Here is a 15,959-nt window from a genome sequence, read left to right as displayed (position 1 = left end):
AGATGTGTTGAGATTCAGGTCAGGCCGAGCCGAAAACGCTGGTTTTCGAGAACCGGAGCGGAGCGTACTTAAGTACGCGAGCACCGGAAGCGCAGAAAACCAACGTTTGCAGGCCGGCCTCACCTGAATATCAACATATCTAAAAGTGCACCCAGTTCCGCAGGCTGGTCCAGGTCTTCCTGTCGAGCCGGTAGCGCTCGACCGGCACCTGGCCGGCGACGATCGAGTTCAGCATGCCCTGGCCGGCATACTGGAACCCGCATTTGTGGATGACACGGCGCGAAGCCGGATTGATGACCCGCGTCGAGGCATGCAGCACTTGGATCGACGTCCTCTGGAAGGCGAGATCGACCAGCGCATGCGCTGCTTCCGTCGCATAGCCCTTCTTCCAGTAGGGCTCGCCGATCCAGTAGCCGAGTTCCAGTCCGCGATCGGTGGTGTTGAGACCGGCACAACCGACGAAAGTGTCGGTGCCGGCCAGCGTCAGGGCGTAGGCGATGCCCGCCCGGCGCGACTTGGTCATGGCGAGGAAGGCGCGCGCCTCGGCCTCTCCATAGGGGTGCGGCATGCGGGCCAGCATTTCGGCGACATGACGGTTGTCGGCAAGCTCGACCAGCTGCGCGATATCGCCTTCGTGCGGCGCTCGCATCACCAGTCGCTCGGTGACCAGCACCGGGCAGTCTATCGCGTAACTTTCGTCTTCTGAGTCTTCCGCTTCGGCAACCATTTGAAGTCCTCCAGGCACAAGAAAAAAGGGAGATGGAAACCCATCTCCCCTGATCCATTTCCTGGTTTTGCCAGACACCGGTCCCGAGATGGGCGCCGGTGTTCTAGTGCGGAACCGGCTACTCCGCGGCTTTGGTAATCGGGTTGACCGATACGTAGGTTCGGCCGTTGGCTTTTTTGTTGAACGTCACGGCGCCGGTCTCGAGCGCAAAAAGCGTGTGGTCCGTACCCATGCCGACATTGACGCCGGGATGCCACGTGGTGCCGCGTTGACGAATGATGATGTTGCCCGGGATGACGGCTTCGCCGCCGAACTTCTTCACGCCCAGACGCTTGGAATGCGAGTCGCGACCGTTGCGCGACGAGCCGCCAGCTTTCTTGTGTGCCATCTAACTAACTCCGTTGCGCCGCAAGGCGCCTAAAAGGCGTTATGAACGCGTTCGCGTTCCGTTTCAAGTCCGATCCGGCGACCTGATCGCCAGAAAAATTACTTCGCCGCCAATTCCTTGGCCTGCTCGCGCCAGTCCTTGATCTGGTCGGCGCTGAAGGGCATGTGCTCGTCGATCTTGGCGACATCCTTGTCGGTCAGCTTGGCGAGCTGAGCAAAGGTGATGATGCCCTGCTCGTTCAGATCCTTGGCTGCGACCGGGCCGATTCCCTTGATCACGGTCAGATCGTCCGGCTCGCCCTTCGGCGCCTTGAACAACGGCGCTGACGCGGTCTCGGCTGCCTTTGTCTCGGCTGCCTTGGCCTTGGGCTCCTTCTTCGGCGCGGCTTCCGCCTTCGCTTCCGTGGCTGCCTCTGCCTTGGCTTCCTTCTTCGGCGCCTTGACCGCTGCCGTCTTCGTCGGCTTGGCACCACCCAGCAGGATCTCGGAGATCCGCACGGTGGTCAGAAGCTGACGATGGCCGATCTTGCGGCGCGAATTCTGCCGGCGGCGCTTCTTGAAGGCGATGACCGTGCGGTTCTTGCCCTGCTCGACGACTTCGGCGGTGACCACCGCGCCGTCGACGAACGGCGCGCCGAACGTGACATTTTCGCCTTCGCCATGCGCGAGAACGTGGCCGATCTCGACCATATCGCCGACATTGGCTTCGACTTTTTCGATCTTCAGGAGATCGTTGGCGGCAACGCGATACTGCTTGCCACCCGTTTTAATGACTGCGAACATTTTTTGCCTTTCGCTGTTCGGTCGGCCTTGATGAACCGCCTCGGGCGGTTCAGCCGTCTTTTTGTCAGTCTGCGGGTTCAAAAAACAAGCGGCGCGGAAGAACCCTCCACGCCGATTGCGCGCTGTCCCTAACCGAAGGTTGAGTGTGAGTCAAGGCAGACAGCCGCGCCGGGGACTGTTATTGGCGGCAGGCACTGGCCGTGTCGACAGCACCGCGCCGCGCTGTGGAGGCAAGGATGCGTGACTGGTCGGCAACCTGCCTCGGTCTCCCTGCACCGGACCCGCCGCGAATCCGCCGCTTGTCCGGCAAGCCAAATAACTGACGGATTTGGCCTTGTAACCTGCCCGTTCAGCCGTTATCTAGTGCGCCGCGCCGGCAACGGCCGACCATGACCGCGGAGAGGTGGCAGAGTGGTCGAATGCACCGCACTCGAAATGCGGCATGGGTGCAAGCCCATCGGGGGTTCGAATCCCTCCCTCTCCGCCACTCTGCTTCGGTCCATTCCGCTGCCGAAAATCACCGAGTATCTGGAAGGATACGGCAGTTTTTGGCCCTAATCCAATCTAGAAAGGGTCGCCCGCCCAATCCTCATGTCCGTGGCGGATTCGGACAATGAGGATGTCGCCGTCCGCTTCGATCCGGTACACGACAAGATGGGCCTTGCACGGGTGGATGCGCATTGGCGGCGAGATCTCCCGGCGCTCCCGCGCCATGCGCGGATTGGCGGCGATCAACTCAAAGACCGCAAACAACCCCTCATGATACTGTCTAGCCTGCACCGCGCCGAACAGACGCACTCCCTGCTCGGCAATAGCGACAACGTCTTCTTCCGCCGCCAGGGAAAGGCGGAACCCCATTACCCGTTGCCGCGCGTCGCATCGGCCCGCGTCAACGCGGCTGCAAAAAGTGCGTCTTTGGAACGACCCCCGATGCCACTTTTCAGCCCGTCATCGACATAGCGCTGCATGGCCGCAATCTTGTCATTGCGCTCCTGATCCCGGCGGATCAGATCACGCACATAGTCGCTGGCATTTGCATAGCGACCTGTTCTAGTTTGCGCCTCGACCCAGTCTTTCATGGGGTCGGGCAAGGATACGTTCATAGTCGCCATATCGGCCTCCATTGATTGCCATTATGGGGTATTTTGGCAAACTTTGTCAAAAACCTTTGCTGTTCCGCCACATCGCCAGGACGAGACGGACACACGAACTCGGGAAATAGCGTTTGATTTCAACTCCTGGCAGAGCCTGCTCGTCACGCTTACCGGCCTGGCGCCGATCACGCTGATCAGCATCGGCATCGCCTGCTGATAGTGTTCACGAATCTACAGCGCCGCGAGCGCATGGACTGCCGGATCAACGAGCGCCCACGCACCTGATCGCTGCCGACAGGGCACTGGATGGATCATTCACCGGAACATGGCTGTCGATCCTATCCATCTGCGCGACTTCGCAACGTCGAATGCGTCGGGGATCGGACCACGCTCGCAGGATCCGCAATGCGGTCGAAGCATGCCTGTCCGACATCCTGCTGCTCGGCACCGAAGGCGTCCAGCCACGGCCGGGGCCATCCGCGAGTTCGTGGTCGCACATCTCCGCCCCTCCGATGCAGAAGAGTAATAACCGGATATACCTCTCGCGGTGACCCGGATATACTTTGCGATCCGCGCCGACGAGAATTTGCTGAAATAACTGCCGTCTCTTGCGGAAATATTCGCTTTAGGAGATGCTGATCCCTGGCCTTGGGAGGGCTTGGGGATGAAAAGAAGAACATTGATGGCACTCACTGCCATTGTGCTGCTCGGTGGCTGCCAAACAAGCAATCAAGCCGACTACATGCAAATCGGATATGGACCCAGTTTCGAGGTTGCGCATGCTCAGTGTGAGATGCGGAAAGGGTCGGTGGACCAAGGTTATCTTGCCATCGGATCGCCGGCCTTTGTTGCCGGCGCTGGCCTTGGCAACGCACTCGGCAATGCGATAGCCGAAGATCAATACATGAAGAACTGTCTGATCATCAGCGGCTGGAAACGGGCACCTCAAGGAAAGGCGTCGGCCGCAGTTGCCAATCCGGCCACTCCGGCCGGTGGCTTTGGCCAGCAGCGCGCACCTGGCAGCTGGATAAATACCGCCCTACTGGATTGGTCGTCAGCCAATAATCAGTGCATTGCCGGCAACAAGTCCGCCTGTGCTACCCGGACCAAACTGGGGGCTCAGCTAAGGGCCGCGGGCGTCAATCCGGCGCCGATCTGAGTTCCTCAAGATCGGGACCGAAGTCGTAGCCAGGAGACATGGGGTTTAGGTATTCTCTGCAGGGGGAAGGCCTGACGTCAGCCCGCACCACCCGCCCGATGCCCCTTGATCGCGCTCAGAAAAACCTGGCCAAACTCCTTCAGCTTCGCCGCCCCCACACCATTCACCTCGGCAAAGGCGTCGAGGTCGCGAGGGCAGCGTTCGGCCATATCGATCAGCGTGCGATCGGAGAACACCACATAGGCCGGCACCTGACGCTCCTTGGCGAGCCGCAGGCGCAAGGATTTGAGCGTGGCCAGCAGAGATGCGTCCACGCCTTCGGCGTTCATACCCTCGGTCGCTCGCATCTTGCGCAAGGCGCGGGTGCGGACTTCGACCCGATAGTGGAAGGGCGTCTCGCCACGGCCGAGCGCATGGCCTTTTTCGGAGATGGCGAGGCCACCATGGCCGCTCGGATCAGGTTCCAGGAACCCGCCCGCGGCAAGCTGCCGGATCAGCGACAGCCAGAAATCCTTCTTGTGCGCCAGTCCGCTGCCGAAGCTGGCAAGCCTCTGGTGGCTTCTGGTCAGCACCTTCTCGGTTTCATGGCCGAGCAGAATGTCGATGACATGACCGGCACCAAAACGTTCGCCGCTCTGCGCGATGGCCGCCAGGATGACCCGCGCCTCCGCCCCGCCGTCGGCGCGCGGCGCCTGATCGAGGCAGGTGTCGCAATTGCCGCAGGGCGAAGCCTCTTCACCGAAATAACCAAGCAGCACCTGGCGGCGGCACTGCGCCGTCTCGCAATAGCCGATCAGCGTGTCGAGCCGGCGATGCGAGCGCCGTTTGTGCTCCACGGCAGCGTCCTCATCGTCGATGAAAAGCCGGCGCATGCGGATGTCGCCAAGGCCGAACAGCATATGCGCTTCCGCATCTCGCCCATCGCGGCCGGCACGGCCGATCTCCTGATAGTAGGCCTCCAGGCTGCCCGGCATATCGGTGTGGAAGACATAGGCGACATCGGGCTTGTCGATGCCCATGCCGAAGGCGATGGTCGCCACCATGACAACGCCGGAGAGCGTCATGAAGGCGTTTTGATTCGCATCACGTGCCTCCTTGCTCATGCCGGCATGATAGGCGAGCGCGGTGACGCCGTTCTTTTCGAGGAAGGCCGCCATCTCTTCCGTCTTCTTGCGCGACAGGCAATAGACGATGCCGCTGCGGCCCGGATGACGCTCGACGAAGCGCAGCAACTGGCGCTTGCTGTCCTGCTTGGCCTCGATGGCAAGCTTGATGTTCGGCCGGTCGAAGCCAAGCACCAGGGTTTCGACACGCTCGCCGAACAGCCGGGCTTCGATATCCGTGCGCGTGCTCTCGTCTGCTGTCGCCGTCAGCGCGATGATCGGCACGTTGGGGAAAATGCCGCGCAGCCGCGACAGGTCCTCATACTCGCGCCGGAACGCCGGGCCCCATTGCGAGATGCAATGCGCCTCGTCGACGGCAATCAGGCTGATATCGAGCCTGGCCAGCGCGTCGAGCATCCGCTCGGTCATCAGCCGCTCCGGCGCGAGGTAGAGCAGGCGCGTCTGGCCCGAAGCGACGCGCCGCCAGGCGGCGATATTGGCATCGCGGTCGATCGAGGAATTGATCGTGTCGGCCGCCACGCCGGCAAGGCGCAAGGCGGCGACCTGATCCTGCATCAGCGCGACCAGCGGCGAGACGACAATGGTGAGCCCGCCCAGGACCAGCGCCGGCACCTGATAGCAAAGCGATTTGCCCGCGCCCGTCGGCATGACAGCCAGCACATGGCGCCCGGCCAGCAGCGCGTCCATGACATCGGCCTGGCCGGGACGAAAATCATCGAAGCCGAACACGTCCTTCAGGACACGCCGCTTGGGATCCTCGGCTGGGACGCTCATTGCCGATGCCTGCATCAGGCAGACACCGGGCTGGAATTTCGTGAATTGGAGAGGATGTGGAAACCGGTCAAAACGACTCTCTGCATGGACGCCTTGGCTTAGCGCAGCCGGCATCGGACCACAACATGAACAGGTCGGTATAAGCAGGCCGACCGATCGGCGGCATTGAGCAAGGGCAGGCCTTCTCCAGGGGCAGCTCCACCCCCGCTGGTTCCCTCACGCACCACGATGTAAGCTCGGCCAGGCAAGCCAGGGAGGGCGCGATGCTGCGGACCAGACAGGATGCTCTCGGCGAGCGGTTCCGGTTGCAGCGTGCGGCCTTCGAGGCGCAGCCTTTCCCCGACAATGGCGTCCGCAAGGATCGCCTGAGGCGCCTGCTGGCGCTGACCGGGCGGCACGAGGCCGAGATCTGCTCGGCCATCGATGCCGACTTCGGCGGCCGTTCCGCGCGCGAGACGCGACTTGCGGAACTGTTTGTCGTGCGCCGGCATCCGCCACGCGCTGTCCCATCTCAGGGGCTGGATGCGCGAGCGTCACATTGCCACCGCCATGCCGTTCCTGCCGGGCAGAAATCGCCTCGTCGCGCAGCCGCTCGGCATCGTGTCGCCCTGGAATTATCCTTTCCAGCTCGCCGTCGCGCCGGTCACGGCGGCGCTCGCCGCCGGCAACCGCGTGCTCAATCCCGCCTGAGCGCCGGGGCCTTGCTGCGCCCGCCTTACGGCAAGACGTTCGAGCGGCTTTTCAGCCTGCTACGGCACATCACCCGACCGAACGCGGCCATCAGCCATCGTCACCACTCTGCACCGGCGCGTTAAGACTATCTTCACCATCATGCGGCAGCTTCCGCATCCTGCGGTCATGTCTTGAGTACCGCGGCGCCACAAGCGCCCAGGCAACAACCCGCGCCTCCCTTTGGGGCGCGGGTCTTCCCTGCTCGATCTCTTCGGCTAGGCGAGAAAATCGGCCCGGTGCGGCGTAAAGCTGTCGACCAGCCGCCCCGCTTCCAGCGCCTTGACGCCGTGAACCAGACCGGACGGCACGATGAAGCTGCCGCCGGCCGCGAGGATTTCGGTCCGGCCGTCGATGGTCACCTCGAAGCGACCCTCGGCGACGTAGCTCGCCTGGACATGTGGGTGCGAATGCAAGGCGCCGACCCCACCCTTGTCGAAGGCGAACTCGACCATCATCAATTCGTCCGTGTACAGGAGAACGCGTCGCCTGTTGCCGTCCGGCGTCGCCGTCCAAGCGCCCTCGCCGGCGTGCGCGAAAATCCTTGCGGTCATCGTCATCTCCTCAGAGCAATTCCAGGAAAAGTGTGAAACGGTCTTCCGTCCGGAATTGCGTCAAAACAAAGAGGTAGCGCAGTTCGGCGCTTCCGTAAAACGATGAACCGTGCTAGCGCGCCAGCCAGCCGCCATCCACCGGCACCACCGCGCCATGCATGTAGTTCGACGCCGGCGCCAGCAGGAAGACGGCGGCGTCACCAATATCACCCGCCTCGCCCCACCGGCCGGCCGGGATGCGCGCCAGGATGGCGGCGCTGCGATCGGGATCGGCACGCAGCGCCTGCGTGTTGTTGGTCTCGATATAGCCGGGCGCGATGGCGTTGACGTTGATGCCCTTTTGCGCCCATTCGCAGGCGAGCAGCCGAGTGATGCCGAGCACGCCATGCTTCGAGGCGGTGTAGGACGCAACGCGGATGCCGCCCTGGAAACTCAGCACCGAGGCGATGTTGACGATCTTTCCCTGGCGCCCGCCGGCCAGGACACGCCTGGCAAAGGACTGGCAGAGCAAAAAAGCCGTCTTCAGGTTGACGTCCATGACGTCGTCCCAATCGGTCTCGCTGAGATCGACGGCATCGGCGCGCCGGATGATGCCGGCATTGTTGACCAGCCCGTCGAGCGGACCGCTTCCGTCCCAGATACGGTCGAGCATCGGGCCGGCGGCAGCCGTGTCGGCAAGGTCGGCGCTCACCGCCTCGAATTCCCCGCCCATCGCGGCGACGTTGCTTGCCGTTTCGTCCATCGACGAGCGGCCGACGCCGATCACCACGCCGCCGGCGCGTGCGATCGACACCGCGATGCCCTGGCCGATGCCGGTGTTGGCGCCGGTGACGAGGATGCGCTTTCCGGCCAGGCTGAAGGCGGAGAGGTCGCTCACCGCAATTCGTCCAAGGCCACCGGGTCAACGTCGGTATAGTCGACATTGTCCCCGGCCATCGCCCAGATGAAAGCGTAGTTGGATGTGCCGGCGCCCGAATGGATCGACCAGCCCGGCGACAGCACCGCTTCCTCGTTGCGCATCACCAGATGGCGCGTCTCGTCCGGCTCGCCCATGAAGTGGAAGACGCGCGCCGTCTCGGCCAGGTCGAAATAGAGATAGGCTTCCATGCGCCGGTCATGCACATGGCACGGCATGGTGTTCCACACCGAGCCAGGAGCGAGCTGCGTCATGCCGACCACCAACTGGCAGGTCTTTGCGCCCTCGGCATGGATGAACTGGAAGATCGAGCGTTCGTTGCAGGCATCCTTGCTGCCGAGGTCGAGGCGTTTGGCATCGCCGATGCGGATCAGCCGGCTGGGATGAGCCTGATGCGCCGGCGCGCTGAGCAGGTAGAATTTGGCCGGCGCGCTCTTCTCCGCCGACGCGAACGACACGTCGGCTGTCCCCATGCCGAGATAGAGCATGTCGCGCGCCTGCAATTCAAAGGACTGGCCGCCGGCCTCGATGACGCCTGCCCCACCGATGTTGACTGCGATCAGCTCGCGGCGGTCGAGGAAGTTCTTGGTGCCGGTCGGCTTGATCGCCTCCAGTTGAAGCGGCGAACCGGTCGGCACGGCGCCGCCGACGATCATGCGGTCGTAATGGGTATAGGTCAGGCTGACGCGGCCGGGCTGGAACAGGTCTTCGATGTGGAAATTGTGGCGCAGCTCGTCGGTTCCCATCGCCGCGGCGGCGACCGGATCGATGGCAAAGCGGGAGGTGAAGTCGATATGGCTCTGGCTCATTGTTGTCCTGACTTGAGATAATTATTCGCCGGTAGCGGCGGCTTTGACCGAGTCGGTGTAAAAAGCCTGACGCGCATGCAGGCGCTCGCGGTAGCGCTGCTGGCTGGCGGTGAGATGCGTCCGCATCGCTTCACGCGCGGCCTCGGCATCGCCCGATGAAATGGCGTTGAGGATCACCAGATGCTCGCGCTGCAGCCCGCGCTGGTAGCTGTCGGATTGCACCAGCTCTGTCGACCAGGGCGAGGTCACGTCGCACGGAATGGCGCGCCGGCCGAGCACGTCGAGCATCTCGACATAGAACGGGTTGTTGGTGGCGCTGGCGATCGCGCGGTGGAAGGCGAGATCGGCCGGACCGGTCGGCTCGCTGGCAAGCAGCAGCCGCTCGAACTCGAAGAAAGCTTCCTGGATTGCCGCTTCCTGCGCGGCGTTGCGACGGATGGCGGCAATCCCCGCAGATTCGATCTCGATCGCAAGCCGCACTTCGAGCACGTTGAGCGCGATCGAATCCTTGCTGCCCATGTCGGCGGCCAGCGCGCCGAACATCGTCGAGATGTGCTCGGTGACGAAGACGCCGGCGCCCTGGCGCGGCTCGACCAGCCCGTCGGCGGCAAGCTTGGCCAACGCCTCGCGGACGACGGTGCGGCTGACGCCGAAGGTCTCGGTCAGCTGGCCCTCGGTCGGCAATTTGTGGCCAGGCTGAATCTCGCCCGCCTGCAGCTGCCTACGGATCGCCGCGACGACGGTTTCCGACAGCTTGGGTTTTCTCTCGACCTTGAGGTCGGCGGATGCAGCGGACACTTGATGGTCTCCTTAAGCAATTCCAGGAAAAGTGTGAAACGGTTTTCCGTCCGGAATTGCGTCAAAACTCTAGTGGAACAGGCTCGGCAGCCACAATGAGATTTCCGGTATGTAGGTGACAAGCATCAACACGACGAAAGCGGCGCCGTAGAACGGCCAGATCGAGCGCATCGCCGTCCAGATCGGGATGCGCCCGATGGCGCAGCTGACGAACAGCACCGCCCCCACCGGTGGCGTGCACAGGCCGATGCCGAGATTGAGGATCAGGATGACGCCGAAATGCACGGGGTCGACCCCGTAGGCCATCACCACGGGCAGGAAGATCGGCGTGGTGATGATGATCAGCGGCGACATATCCATGAACGTGCCGAGGATAAGCAAGACGACATTGATCATCAGCAGGATGACCAGCTTGTTGTCGGACACGGACTGCAGGAAGGCGACGAGCGCGGCGGGGACCCTGAGATAGGCCAGCAGCCAGCCAAAGGCAGCAGCACAGCCGATGATCATCAGCACCATTGCCGTCGTGCGCACGGCAGCCGTTGTGGCGGCGACGAAGTCGTTCCAGCTCATCGAGCGGTATATGAAAAGCGTCACCAGGAAGGCGTAGACGATGGCGATGCATGAGCTTTCAGTGGCCGTGAAGATGCCGGAGCGGACGCCGCCGAAGATGATGCCGATCAGGACCAGGCCTGGAATCGCGGCGACAAGCAGTTGCAATGCGCGGCCGAAGCCCGCGAAAGGCTCGGTCGGATAGCCGCGACGGCTGGCGACCCAATAAGCCGTGATCATGAGAGACAGCGCCAACAGCAAGCCGGGTATGACGCCCGCGGTGAACAGGTCGGCGATCGAGATGCGGCCGCCGGCCGAGATCGAATAGATGATCATGTTGTGCGAGGGCGGGATCAGCAGCGCAATGATGGCGCCGACGGAGGTGATGTTGACGGCATAGTCGACGCCATAGCCGCGCGCCTTCATCTGCGGGATCATCAGCCCGCCGACCGCCGAGGCATCGGCCACCGCCGAGCCGGAAATGCCGCCGAACATGGTCGAGGCAGCGATGTTGACCTGACCTAAGCCGCCGCGCAGATGGCCGACCAGTGACCCTGCAAGCGCCACCAGCCGGGCGGCAATGCCGCCGCGCACCATCAGGTCGCCGGCGAAGATGAAGAACGGGATTGCCATCAACGAGAACACGGAAACGCCCGAGTTGAGGCGCTGGAACACCACAAGCGGGGGCAGACCCAGCACCAGAACCGTCGCGAAGCTGGCGACGCCGAGGCAGAACGCGATAGGCGTGCCGATGATCAGCAGGAAGACGAAGGTGCCGAACAGAACCGTCAGTGCCATCACAGACCCTCCTCGCCCGTGGCGTACTGATCGGCATCGACCGGCAATCCGGCAAACCGTCCGGCCAGCCGCTCAAGCGAAAACAGGCAGACAAGCGCGCCGCCCAGGATGACCGGCAGGAAGCCGATGCCGCCCGGGAAAGCCAGAGACGGCATCACCGTGTTCCAGGTCAGCCTGGCAAGCTGGACGCCGTAGACGATCATGCCGGCACCGAAGGCGAGCACGACGATATCCGAAATGCTGCGCAGCACCGCCTTGGCGGCGGACGGCAGGAAATAGAGCAACACATCGAAACCCAGATGGGTGCGCTCGCGAACACCGACTGCTGCGCCCAGGAAGATGAACCAACCCATCAAGAGCACCGAGAAGGGTTCCGTCCAGCTTGGCGAACTGTTGAGCACATAACGCGAAAATACCTGCCAGAAGATGATCACCGTCATCAGGGTCAGCCCGATGCCGCTGACCCATAGCGCAAGCCTCGCCAATCCTGACAGCAGCCGCTCTATTGCGAGCCAAAATGATTTCATATGCACACCTCCCCCGGATGATGGCGCGGACAATCGCGCCATCATTTGCCACGAACGGATTACTTGGTTGCCTGGATACGCGACGCGAGGTCTTTCAACTCGGGCGTCGACAGATACTTGTCGTAGACCGGCTTCATCGCATCGATCAGCGGCTGTTTGTCGATCTCGCTGACCTTGACGCCGGCCTTCTCGACGATGTCGCGCGACTTCTTCTCCTGCGCGTCCCACAATTCGCGCATCTTGACGACGCTGTCTTTTGCCGCTTGCCGGACGATCGCCTGGTCTTCCGGCGCGAGCTTATCCCAGCTCGCCTTCGACAGCACCAGCACTTCCGGAACGATCTGGTGCTGGTCCATGGTGTAATGCTTGGCGACCTCGTAGTGCTTGGCGGATTCGAAGCTCGGCCAGTTGTTCTCGGCGCCGTCGATGACACCGGTCTGCAGAGCCGAATAGACCTCGCCATAGGCCATCGGCGTGGCATTGGCACCCAACGCATTGACCATGTCGACGAACACGTCCGACTGGATGACGCGGAACTTCATCCCTTTCATATCGGCCATCGAGGTGACGTCCTTCTTGGTGTTGTAGAAGGAGCGCGCCCCGGAATCGTAGAAGGCGAGGCCGACGAGATCGTGAGTCTCAAAGGCTTTCAGGATTTCGTCCCCGATCGGGCCGTCCATGACATGGCGCATATGCTCGACCGAGCGGAACATGTAGGGCAGGGACGGAACCGCCGTTTCCGGCACGACGCCGTTGAACGGTCCCATCGAGACGCGGTTGAGGTCGATGACACCGGCCTGGGTCTGCTCGATCGTGTCCTTTTCCTCTCCGAGCTGCGCCGAATGGTAGACCTCGACCGAGTAGCGGCCATTGGTGCGCTGCTTGATCAGGTCGCCCATGTATTTGACCGCCTCGACGGTCGGATAGCCGTCGGGATGGGTATCCGATGACCTCAGCACGGTGTCGGCATTGGCAATGCCGACCAGCAGTGAGCCGAAGGCAAACGTAGCCGCCGTCAATTTCGAAAAATGCAACATGACTTCCTCCCTTTTAAAAATCGGAGCGCCCGGCTCAGAGCCGGTACGCCTTCTTGGCAAGCGTGTAGGCGAGCTCCCGCGCAAGCTCATGCGCCTCGTCCTCGCGCAGCCTGTGCTCGGCGACGAGACGCGCGAGGAACGCGCAGTCGACCCGGCGCGCCACATCGTGACGCGCCGGAATGGATGGAAAGGCGCGGGTGTCGTCGTTGAAGCCGACGGTGTTGTAGAAGCCGGCCGTCTCGGTGGTCATCTCGCGGAAGCGCCGCATGCCTTCCGGGCTGTCGTGAAACCACCAGGCCGGCCCGAGTTTCAGCGCCGGGTAGACGCCGGCGAGCGGCGCCAGTTCGCGCGCATAGCTGGTCTCGTCGAGCGTGAAGAGTATGATGGTGAGATCACGCTCCAGCCCGACGCAATCGAGCAGCGGTTTCAGCGCCGTCACATAGTCGGTCCGGGTTGGGATATCGAAGCCCTTGTCGCGGCCGAACTTCTGGAAGATTGCCGGCGAATGGTTGCGCCAGGAGCCGGGATGGATCTGCAGCACCAGCCCGTCGTCGAGGCTCATCTTGGCCATCTCGGTCAGCATCTGCGCGCGGAACAGTTTGCGCTCGCGCTCGTCGTCGGAACCACGGCGAATCCGATTGAACAGCTCCTCGGCCGCCGCATCCGAGAGATTGGCGGTCTCCGCCGTCGGATGGCCATGATCGGACGAGGTCGCGCCAAAACTCTTGAAGAAGGCGCGCCGCCGGCGATGCGCATCGAGATAGCCGGCCCAGCTGCCGGTGTCGCAGCCGGTGATTTCGCCGAGCCGGTCGAGATTGGCCGAGAATCCTTCGAAGTCGGGATCGACGACCGCGTCCGGCCGGTAGGCGGTGATAACGCGGCCCTCCCAGCCGCTGTCGCGGATCATCTGGTGCCATTTGAGATCGTCGAGCGCGCCTTCGGTCGTCGCGATGACCTCGATGTTGAAGCGCTCGAACAGCGCGCGCGGGCGGAAATTCTCCCACTGCAGCAGCGTCGCGATGGTGTCGTAGTGGCTGTCGGCGGTCGCGGCGGTCAACGGTTCGTCGATGCCGAACAGATGCGCCAGCACATGGTCGAACCACAGCCGGGTCGGCGTGCCGCGAAACAGAAAATAGTGCTCGGCAAAGCGCCGCCAGATCGTCCTGCCGTCGGTCTCGACAGGCGCGCCGTCCAGCGTCGCCACGCCGAGATCCTCGAGGCGGACGCCCTGGCTGAACAGCATGCGGAAAATGTAGTGGTCCGGGACGATGAGCAGTTGCGCCGGATCCGGGAACGGCTCGTTCAGCGCATACCAGCGCGGGTCGGTGTGACCGTGCGGGCTGACCAGGGGCAGATCCTTGATCCCGGCATAAAGATCGCGGGCGACCGAGCGCGAATGCGCCTCGGCGGGAAACAGCAAATCCGCATCGGTCAGTGCCACGATCATCCTCCCAGAGCGGCTATCGGTAGGGTCGGCAAGAAATAATGTCAACATACAAAAATTAGATTGTTGTATGATGACTTTTCGGCCCATTGTGTGGCAGGAAATCGAATGTTACGCCGCTTGCCGACCACTCCCTGAGGCTTTTTTCATGCCATCCGACCGAACCAGCCGCGCCACAACGACCAAACGCCTTTCCTCGATAACGGCGCGGGCATTGCCGGCTTCGATCGCGACACCTTTGTACGATCGCAGCCGCGTCGTCCCGGGCATCGTGCATCTCGGCGTCGGCGCCTTCCATCGCGCCCATCAGGCGGCCTATGTCGACGACTGCCTGGCTGCTGGCGAGACAGGCTGGGGCATAACAGGCGTGTCGCTGCGCAGCGCCGACACACGCGACGCGCTCACGCCGCAGGACGGCCTCTATACGCTGGCGATCAGAAGCAGCGGCGAGGAAAAGCTTCGCGTCATCGGTTCGATCGCCTCGATGCTGGTGGCGCCGGAAGACCCAAGCGCGGTGCTGGCCGCGCTGACCGATCCGCGCACCCGCATCGTCACGCTGACGATCACCGAAAAGGCGTATCTGCGGGCAGCGGGCGGTGGACTGGATACCGCTCATCCCGATATCGTCCACGACCTGGCAGAGCCGCAGACGCCGAAGACGGCGCATGGTTTTCTGACCGAGGCGCTTGCCCGGCGACGCGCCGCCGGCACGGCGCCCTTCACCGTGCTGTGCTGCGACAACCTGCCGGCCAACGGCGCCACGCTGCACCGGCTGCTGATCGAATTCGCCGAATTGCGGGATGCCAAGCTCGATGCGAAGGGCGATGCCGGGCTCGCCAAACACATCGCCGATGCGGTCGCCTTTCCGTCGAGCATGGTCGATCGCATCGTACCGGCAACCACCGATGCCGACCGGGTGCGGATCGCAGAAGAACTCGGCGTCGAGGACGCCTGGCCTGTGATGACCGAGCCGTTCTGCCAATGGGTGGTCGAAGACGATTTCCCGGGGGGCCGCCCGGCCTGGGAACAGTTCGGCGTCACCATGGTCGACGACGTCGGCCCCTTCGAGGACATGAAGCTACGCCTGCTCAACGGCTCGCATTCGGCCATCGCCTATCTCGGCCTGCTCAGCGGTCACGCCACCGTCGACCGCGCCTTCGCCGATCCGGCGATACGGGCCTTTGTCGATGCGCTCTGGGCCGAGGCCATCCCGACACTGCCCAGGAATGCCGGGCTCGACACGGCGAGTTATACGGCTGAACTGGCCGAGCGGTTTTCAAACACCGCTCTTGCCCACCGCACGGCACAGATCGCCAATGACGGCAGCCAGAAACTGCCGCAGCGCATCGTCGCTTCCGCCTTGGAGAGCATCGAGGCCGGCGCTGTGCCCGAACATCTGACGCTGGTGATCGCCGCCTGGATCGCGGCCTGCGAGGCGCGCGGCAAGACCTTGCCGGAGGGCCATTTCACTGATCCGCTTGACTCAGCACTGGCCACGCTTTTCGGTCGGAATCTGCCGACGGAAGAGACGGTAGCGGCTGTATTCGACCTCGCCGGCTTCGCCAAGGACCACGCCTCGCGTCAGACGCTGATCGAGTTCGTGGCCACCCACATCGTCCATCTCAAGCAGGGCGGGCCAGCCCTTGCGAGCAATCCTGAGCTATGACTTGATGGTTGTGATGGGCGCAGACCGTTGACGTCGGCGGGACAGCGCCCCCCTCTGTCCTGCCGGACATCTCCCCCACGA

General features: G+C 63.0%; 18 protein-coding genes and 1 tRNA gene. 4 read left to right on the top strand and 15 right to left on the bottom strand.

Annotated features, from left to right (window positions below; all coding sequences use genetic code 11):
- Positions 1 to 139 precede the first annotated feature (139 nt).
- The 3 genes from NKH02_RS11040 to NKH02_RS11030 all read right to left on the bottom strand — a co-directional run bounded on the left by NKH02_RS11040 (position 140) and on the right by NKH02_RS11030 (position 1,897).
- The gene (locus tag NKH02_RS11040) at positions 140 to 727 is read right to left on the bottom strand and encodes a GNAT family N-acetyltransferase (RefSeq protein WP_023758577.1); all 588 of its coding nucleotides are present in this window, start codon (positions 725 to 727) and stop codon (positions 140 to 142) included.
- A 118-nt stretch (positions 728 to 845) separates the two neighbouring features.
- The gene (rpmA, locus tag NKH02_RS11035) at positions 846 to 1,115 is read right to left on the bottom strand and encodes a 50S ribosomal protein L27 (RefSeq protein WP_015315190.1); all 270 of its coding nucleotides are present in this window, start codon (positions 1,113 to 1,115) and stop codon (positions 846 to 848) included.
- Between the two features lie 98 nt (positions 1,116 to 1,213).
- A complete protein-coding gene (locus tag NKH02_RS11030) occupies positions 1,214 to 1,897 on the bottom strand; it encodes a 50S ribosomal protein L21 (protein WP_352864996.1) in 684 nt (227 codons plus the stop codon).
- Between the two features lie 397 nt (positions 1,898 to 2,294).
- On the opposite strand from NKH02_RS11030, the gene NKH02_RS11025 reads away from it, so the two are divergent.
- Positions 2,295 to 2,384: transfer RNA gene (locus NKH02_RS11025), tRNA-Ser, on the top strand.
- A 77-nt stretch (positions 2,385 to 2,461) separates the two neighbouring features.
- Here the strand turns inward: NKH02_RS11025 and NKH02_RS11020 are convergent.
- Complete coding sequence (locus NKH02_RS11020; protein ID WP_352864998.1) at positions 2,462 to 2,755, bottom strand: type II toxin-antitoxin system RelE/ParE family toxin; 294 nt, start codon at positions 2,753 to 2,755, stop codon at positions 2,462 to 2,464.
- Positions 2,755 to 3,009, bottom strand: coding sequence for a type II toxin-antitoxin system ParD family antitoxin (locus NKH02_RS11015; protein WP_352865000.1), 255 nt, complete (start codon positions 3,007 to 3,009; stop codon positions 2,755 to 2,757). The genes NKH02_RS11020 and NKH02_RS11015 overlap by 1 nt, the downstream gene beginning before the upstream one ends.
- Before the next feature lie 646 nt (positions 3,010 to 3,655).
- On the opposite strand from NKH02_RS11015, the gene NKH02_RS11010 reads away from it, so the two are divergent.
- Positions 3,656 to 4,150 (top strand): hypothetical protein, encoded by a 495-nt coding sequence (locus NKH02_RS11010; RefSeq protein ID WP_352878606.1) that lies wholly within the window; start codon positions 3,656 to 3,658, stop codon positions 4,148 to 4,150.
- A gap of 77 nt (positions 4,151 to 4,227) precedes the next feature.
- On the opposite strand, the gene recQ is transcribed toward NKH02_RS11010, so the two are convergent.
- Positions 4,228 to 6,063, bottom strand: coding sequence for a DNA helicase RecQ (recQ, locus tag NKH02_RS11005; RefSeq protein WP_352878603.1), 1,836 nt, complete (start codon positions 6,061 to 6,063; stop codon positions 4,228 to 4,230).
- A gap of 83 nt (positions 6,064 to 6,146) precedes the next feature.
- Entirely contained in the window at positions 6,147 to 6,539 is a 393-nt protein-coding gene (locus NKH02_RS34545; RefSeq protein ID WP_502913802.1) for a hypothetical protein, read from the bottom strand.
- A 31-nt stretch (positions 6,540 to 6,570) separates the two neighbouring features.
- Here NKH02_RS34545 and NKH02_RS34540 point away from each other — a divergent pair, with 31 nt between their 5' ends.
- Positions 6,571 to 6,738 carry an aldehyde dehydrogenase family protein gene (locus NKH02_RS34540; protein WP_502913801.1) on the top strand — a complete coding sequence of 56 codons (168 nt, stop codon included), beginning with the start codon at positions 6,571 to 6,573 and terminating at the stop codon, positions 6,736 to 6,738.
- A 257-nt stretch (positions 6,739 to 6,995) separates the two neighbouring features.
- On the opposite strand, the gene NKH02_RS10995 is transcribed toward NKH02_RS34540, so the two are convergent.
- The 8 genes from NKH02_RS10995 to uxaC all read right to left on the bottom strand — a co-directional run bounded on the left by NKH02_RS10995 (position 6,996) and on the right by uxaC (position 14,215).
- The gene (locus NKH02_RS10995) at positions 6,996 to 7,331 is read right to left on the bottom strand and encodes a cupin domain-containing protein (protein ID WP_352878600.1); all 336 of its coding nucleotides are present in this window, start codon (positions 7,329 to 7,331) and stop codon (positions 6,996 to 6,998) included.
- 112 nt (positions 7,332 to 7,443) lie between these two features.
- Positions 7,444 to 8,208 (bottom strand): 2-dehydro-3-deoxy-D-gluconate 5-dehydrogenase KduD, encoded by a 765-nt coding sequence (kduD, locus tag NKH02_RS10990; RefSeq protein WP_352878597.1) that lies wholly within the window; start codon positions 8,206 to 8,208, stop codon positions 7,444 to 7,446.
- On the bottom strand, positions 8,205 to 9,056 hold the full coding sequence (gene kduI, locus NKH02_RS10985; RefSeq protein ID WP_352865013.1) for a 5-dehydro-4-deoxy-D-glucuronate isomerase: 852 nt from the start codon (positions 9,054 to 9,056) through the stop codon (positions 8,205 to 8,207). The genes kduD and kduI overlap by 4 nt, the downstream gene beginning before the upstream one ends.
- A gap of 21 nt (positions 9,057 to 9,077) precedes the next feature.
- Entirely contained in the window at positions 9,078 to 9,854 is a 777-nt protein-coding gene (locus tag NKH02_RS10980) for a FadR/GntR family transcriptional regulator (protein ID WP_352865016.1), read from the bottom strand.
- Positions 9,855 to 9,923: 69 nt separating this feature from the next.
- A complete protein-coding gene (locus tag NKH02_RS10975) occupies positions 9,924 to 11,204 on the bottom strand; it encodes a TRAP transporter large permease (protein ID WP_352865019.1) in 1,281 nt (426 codons plus the stop codon).
- The gene (locus NKH02_RS10970; protein WP_352865021.1) at positions 11,204 to 11,731 is read right to left on the bottom strand and encodes a TRAP transporter small permease; all 528 of its coding nucleotides are present in this window, start codon (positions 11,729 to 11,731) and stop codon (positions 11,204 to 11,206) included. The genes NKH02_RS10975 and NKH02_RS10970 overlap by 1 nt, the downstream gene beginning before the upstream one ends.
- 59 nt (positions 11,732 to 11,790) lie before the next feature.
- Positions 11,791 to 12,768: a TRAP transporter substrate-binding protein gene (locus NKH02_RS10965; RefSeq protein WP_352878595.1), complete on the bottom strand. Its 978-nt coding sequence runs from the start codon at positions 12,766 to 12,768 to the stop codon at positions 11,791 to 11,793.
- A gap of 34 nt (positions 12,769 to 12,802) precedes the next feature.
- The gene (gene uxaC / locus NKH02_RS10960; RefSeq protein WP_502910881.1) at positions 12,803 to 14,215 is read right to left on the bottom strand and encodes a glucuronate isomerase; all 1,413 of its coding nucleotides are present in this window, start codon (positions 14,213 to 14,215) and stop codon (positions 12,803 to 12,805) included.
- A 145-nt stretch (positions 14,216 to 14,360) separates the two neighbouring features.
- Between uxaC and NKH02_RS10955 the strand changes: the two genes are divergently transcribed.
- The gene (locus NKH02_RS10955; protein WP_352878592.1) at positions 14,361 to 15,878 is read left to right on the top strand and encodes a mannitol dehydrogenase family protein; all 1,518 of its coding nucleotides are present in this window, start codon (positions 14,361 to 14,363) and stop codon (positions 15,876 to 15,878) included.
- The last annotated feature ends 81 nt before the right edge of the window (positions 15,879 to 15,959 follow it).

It is taken from the genome of Mesorhizobium sp. M1396, assembly GCF_040317725.1.
GTDB lineage: Bacteria > Pseudomonadota > Alphaproteobacteria > Rhizobiales > Rhizobiaceae > Mesorhizobium.
The sequence above is the reverse complement of the archived record's forward strand: the minus strand, read 5'-3'. Positions and strand labels throughout refer to the sequence as shown.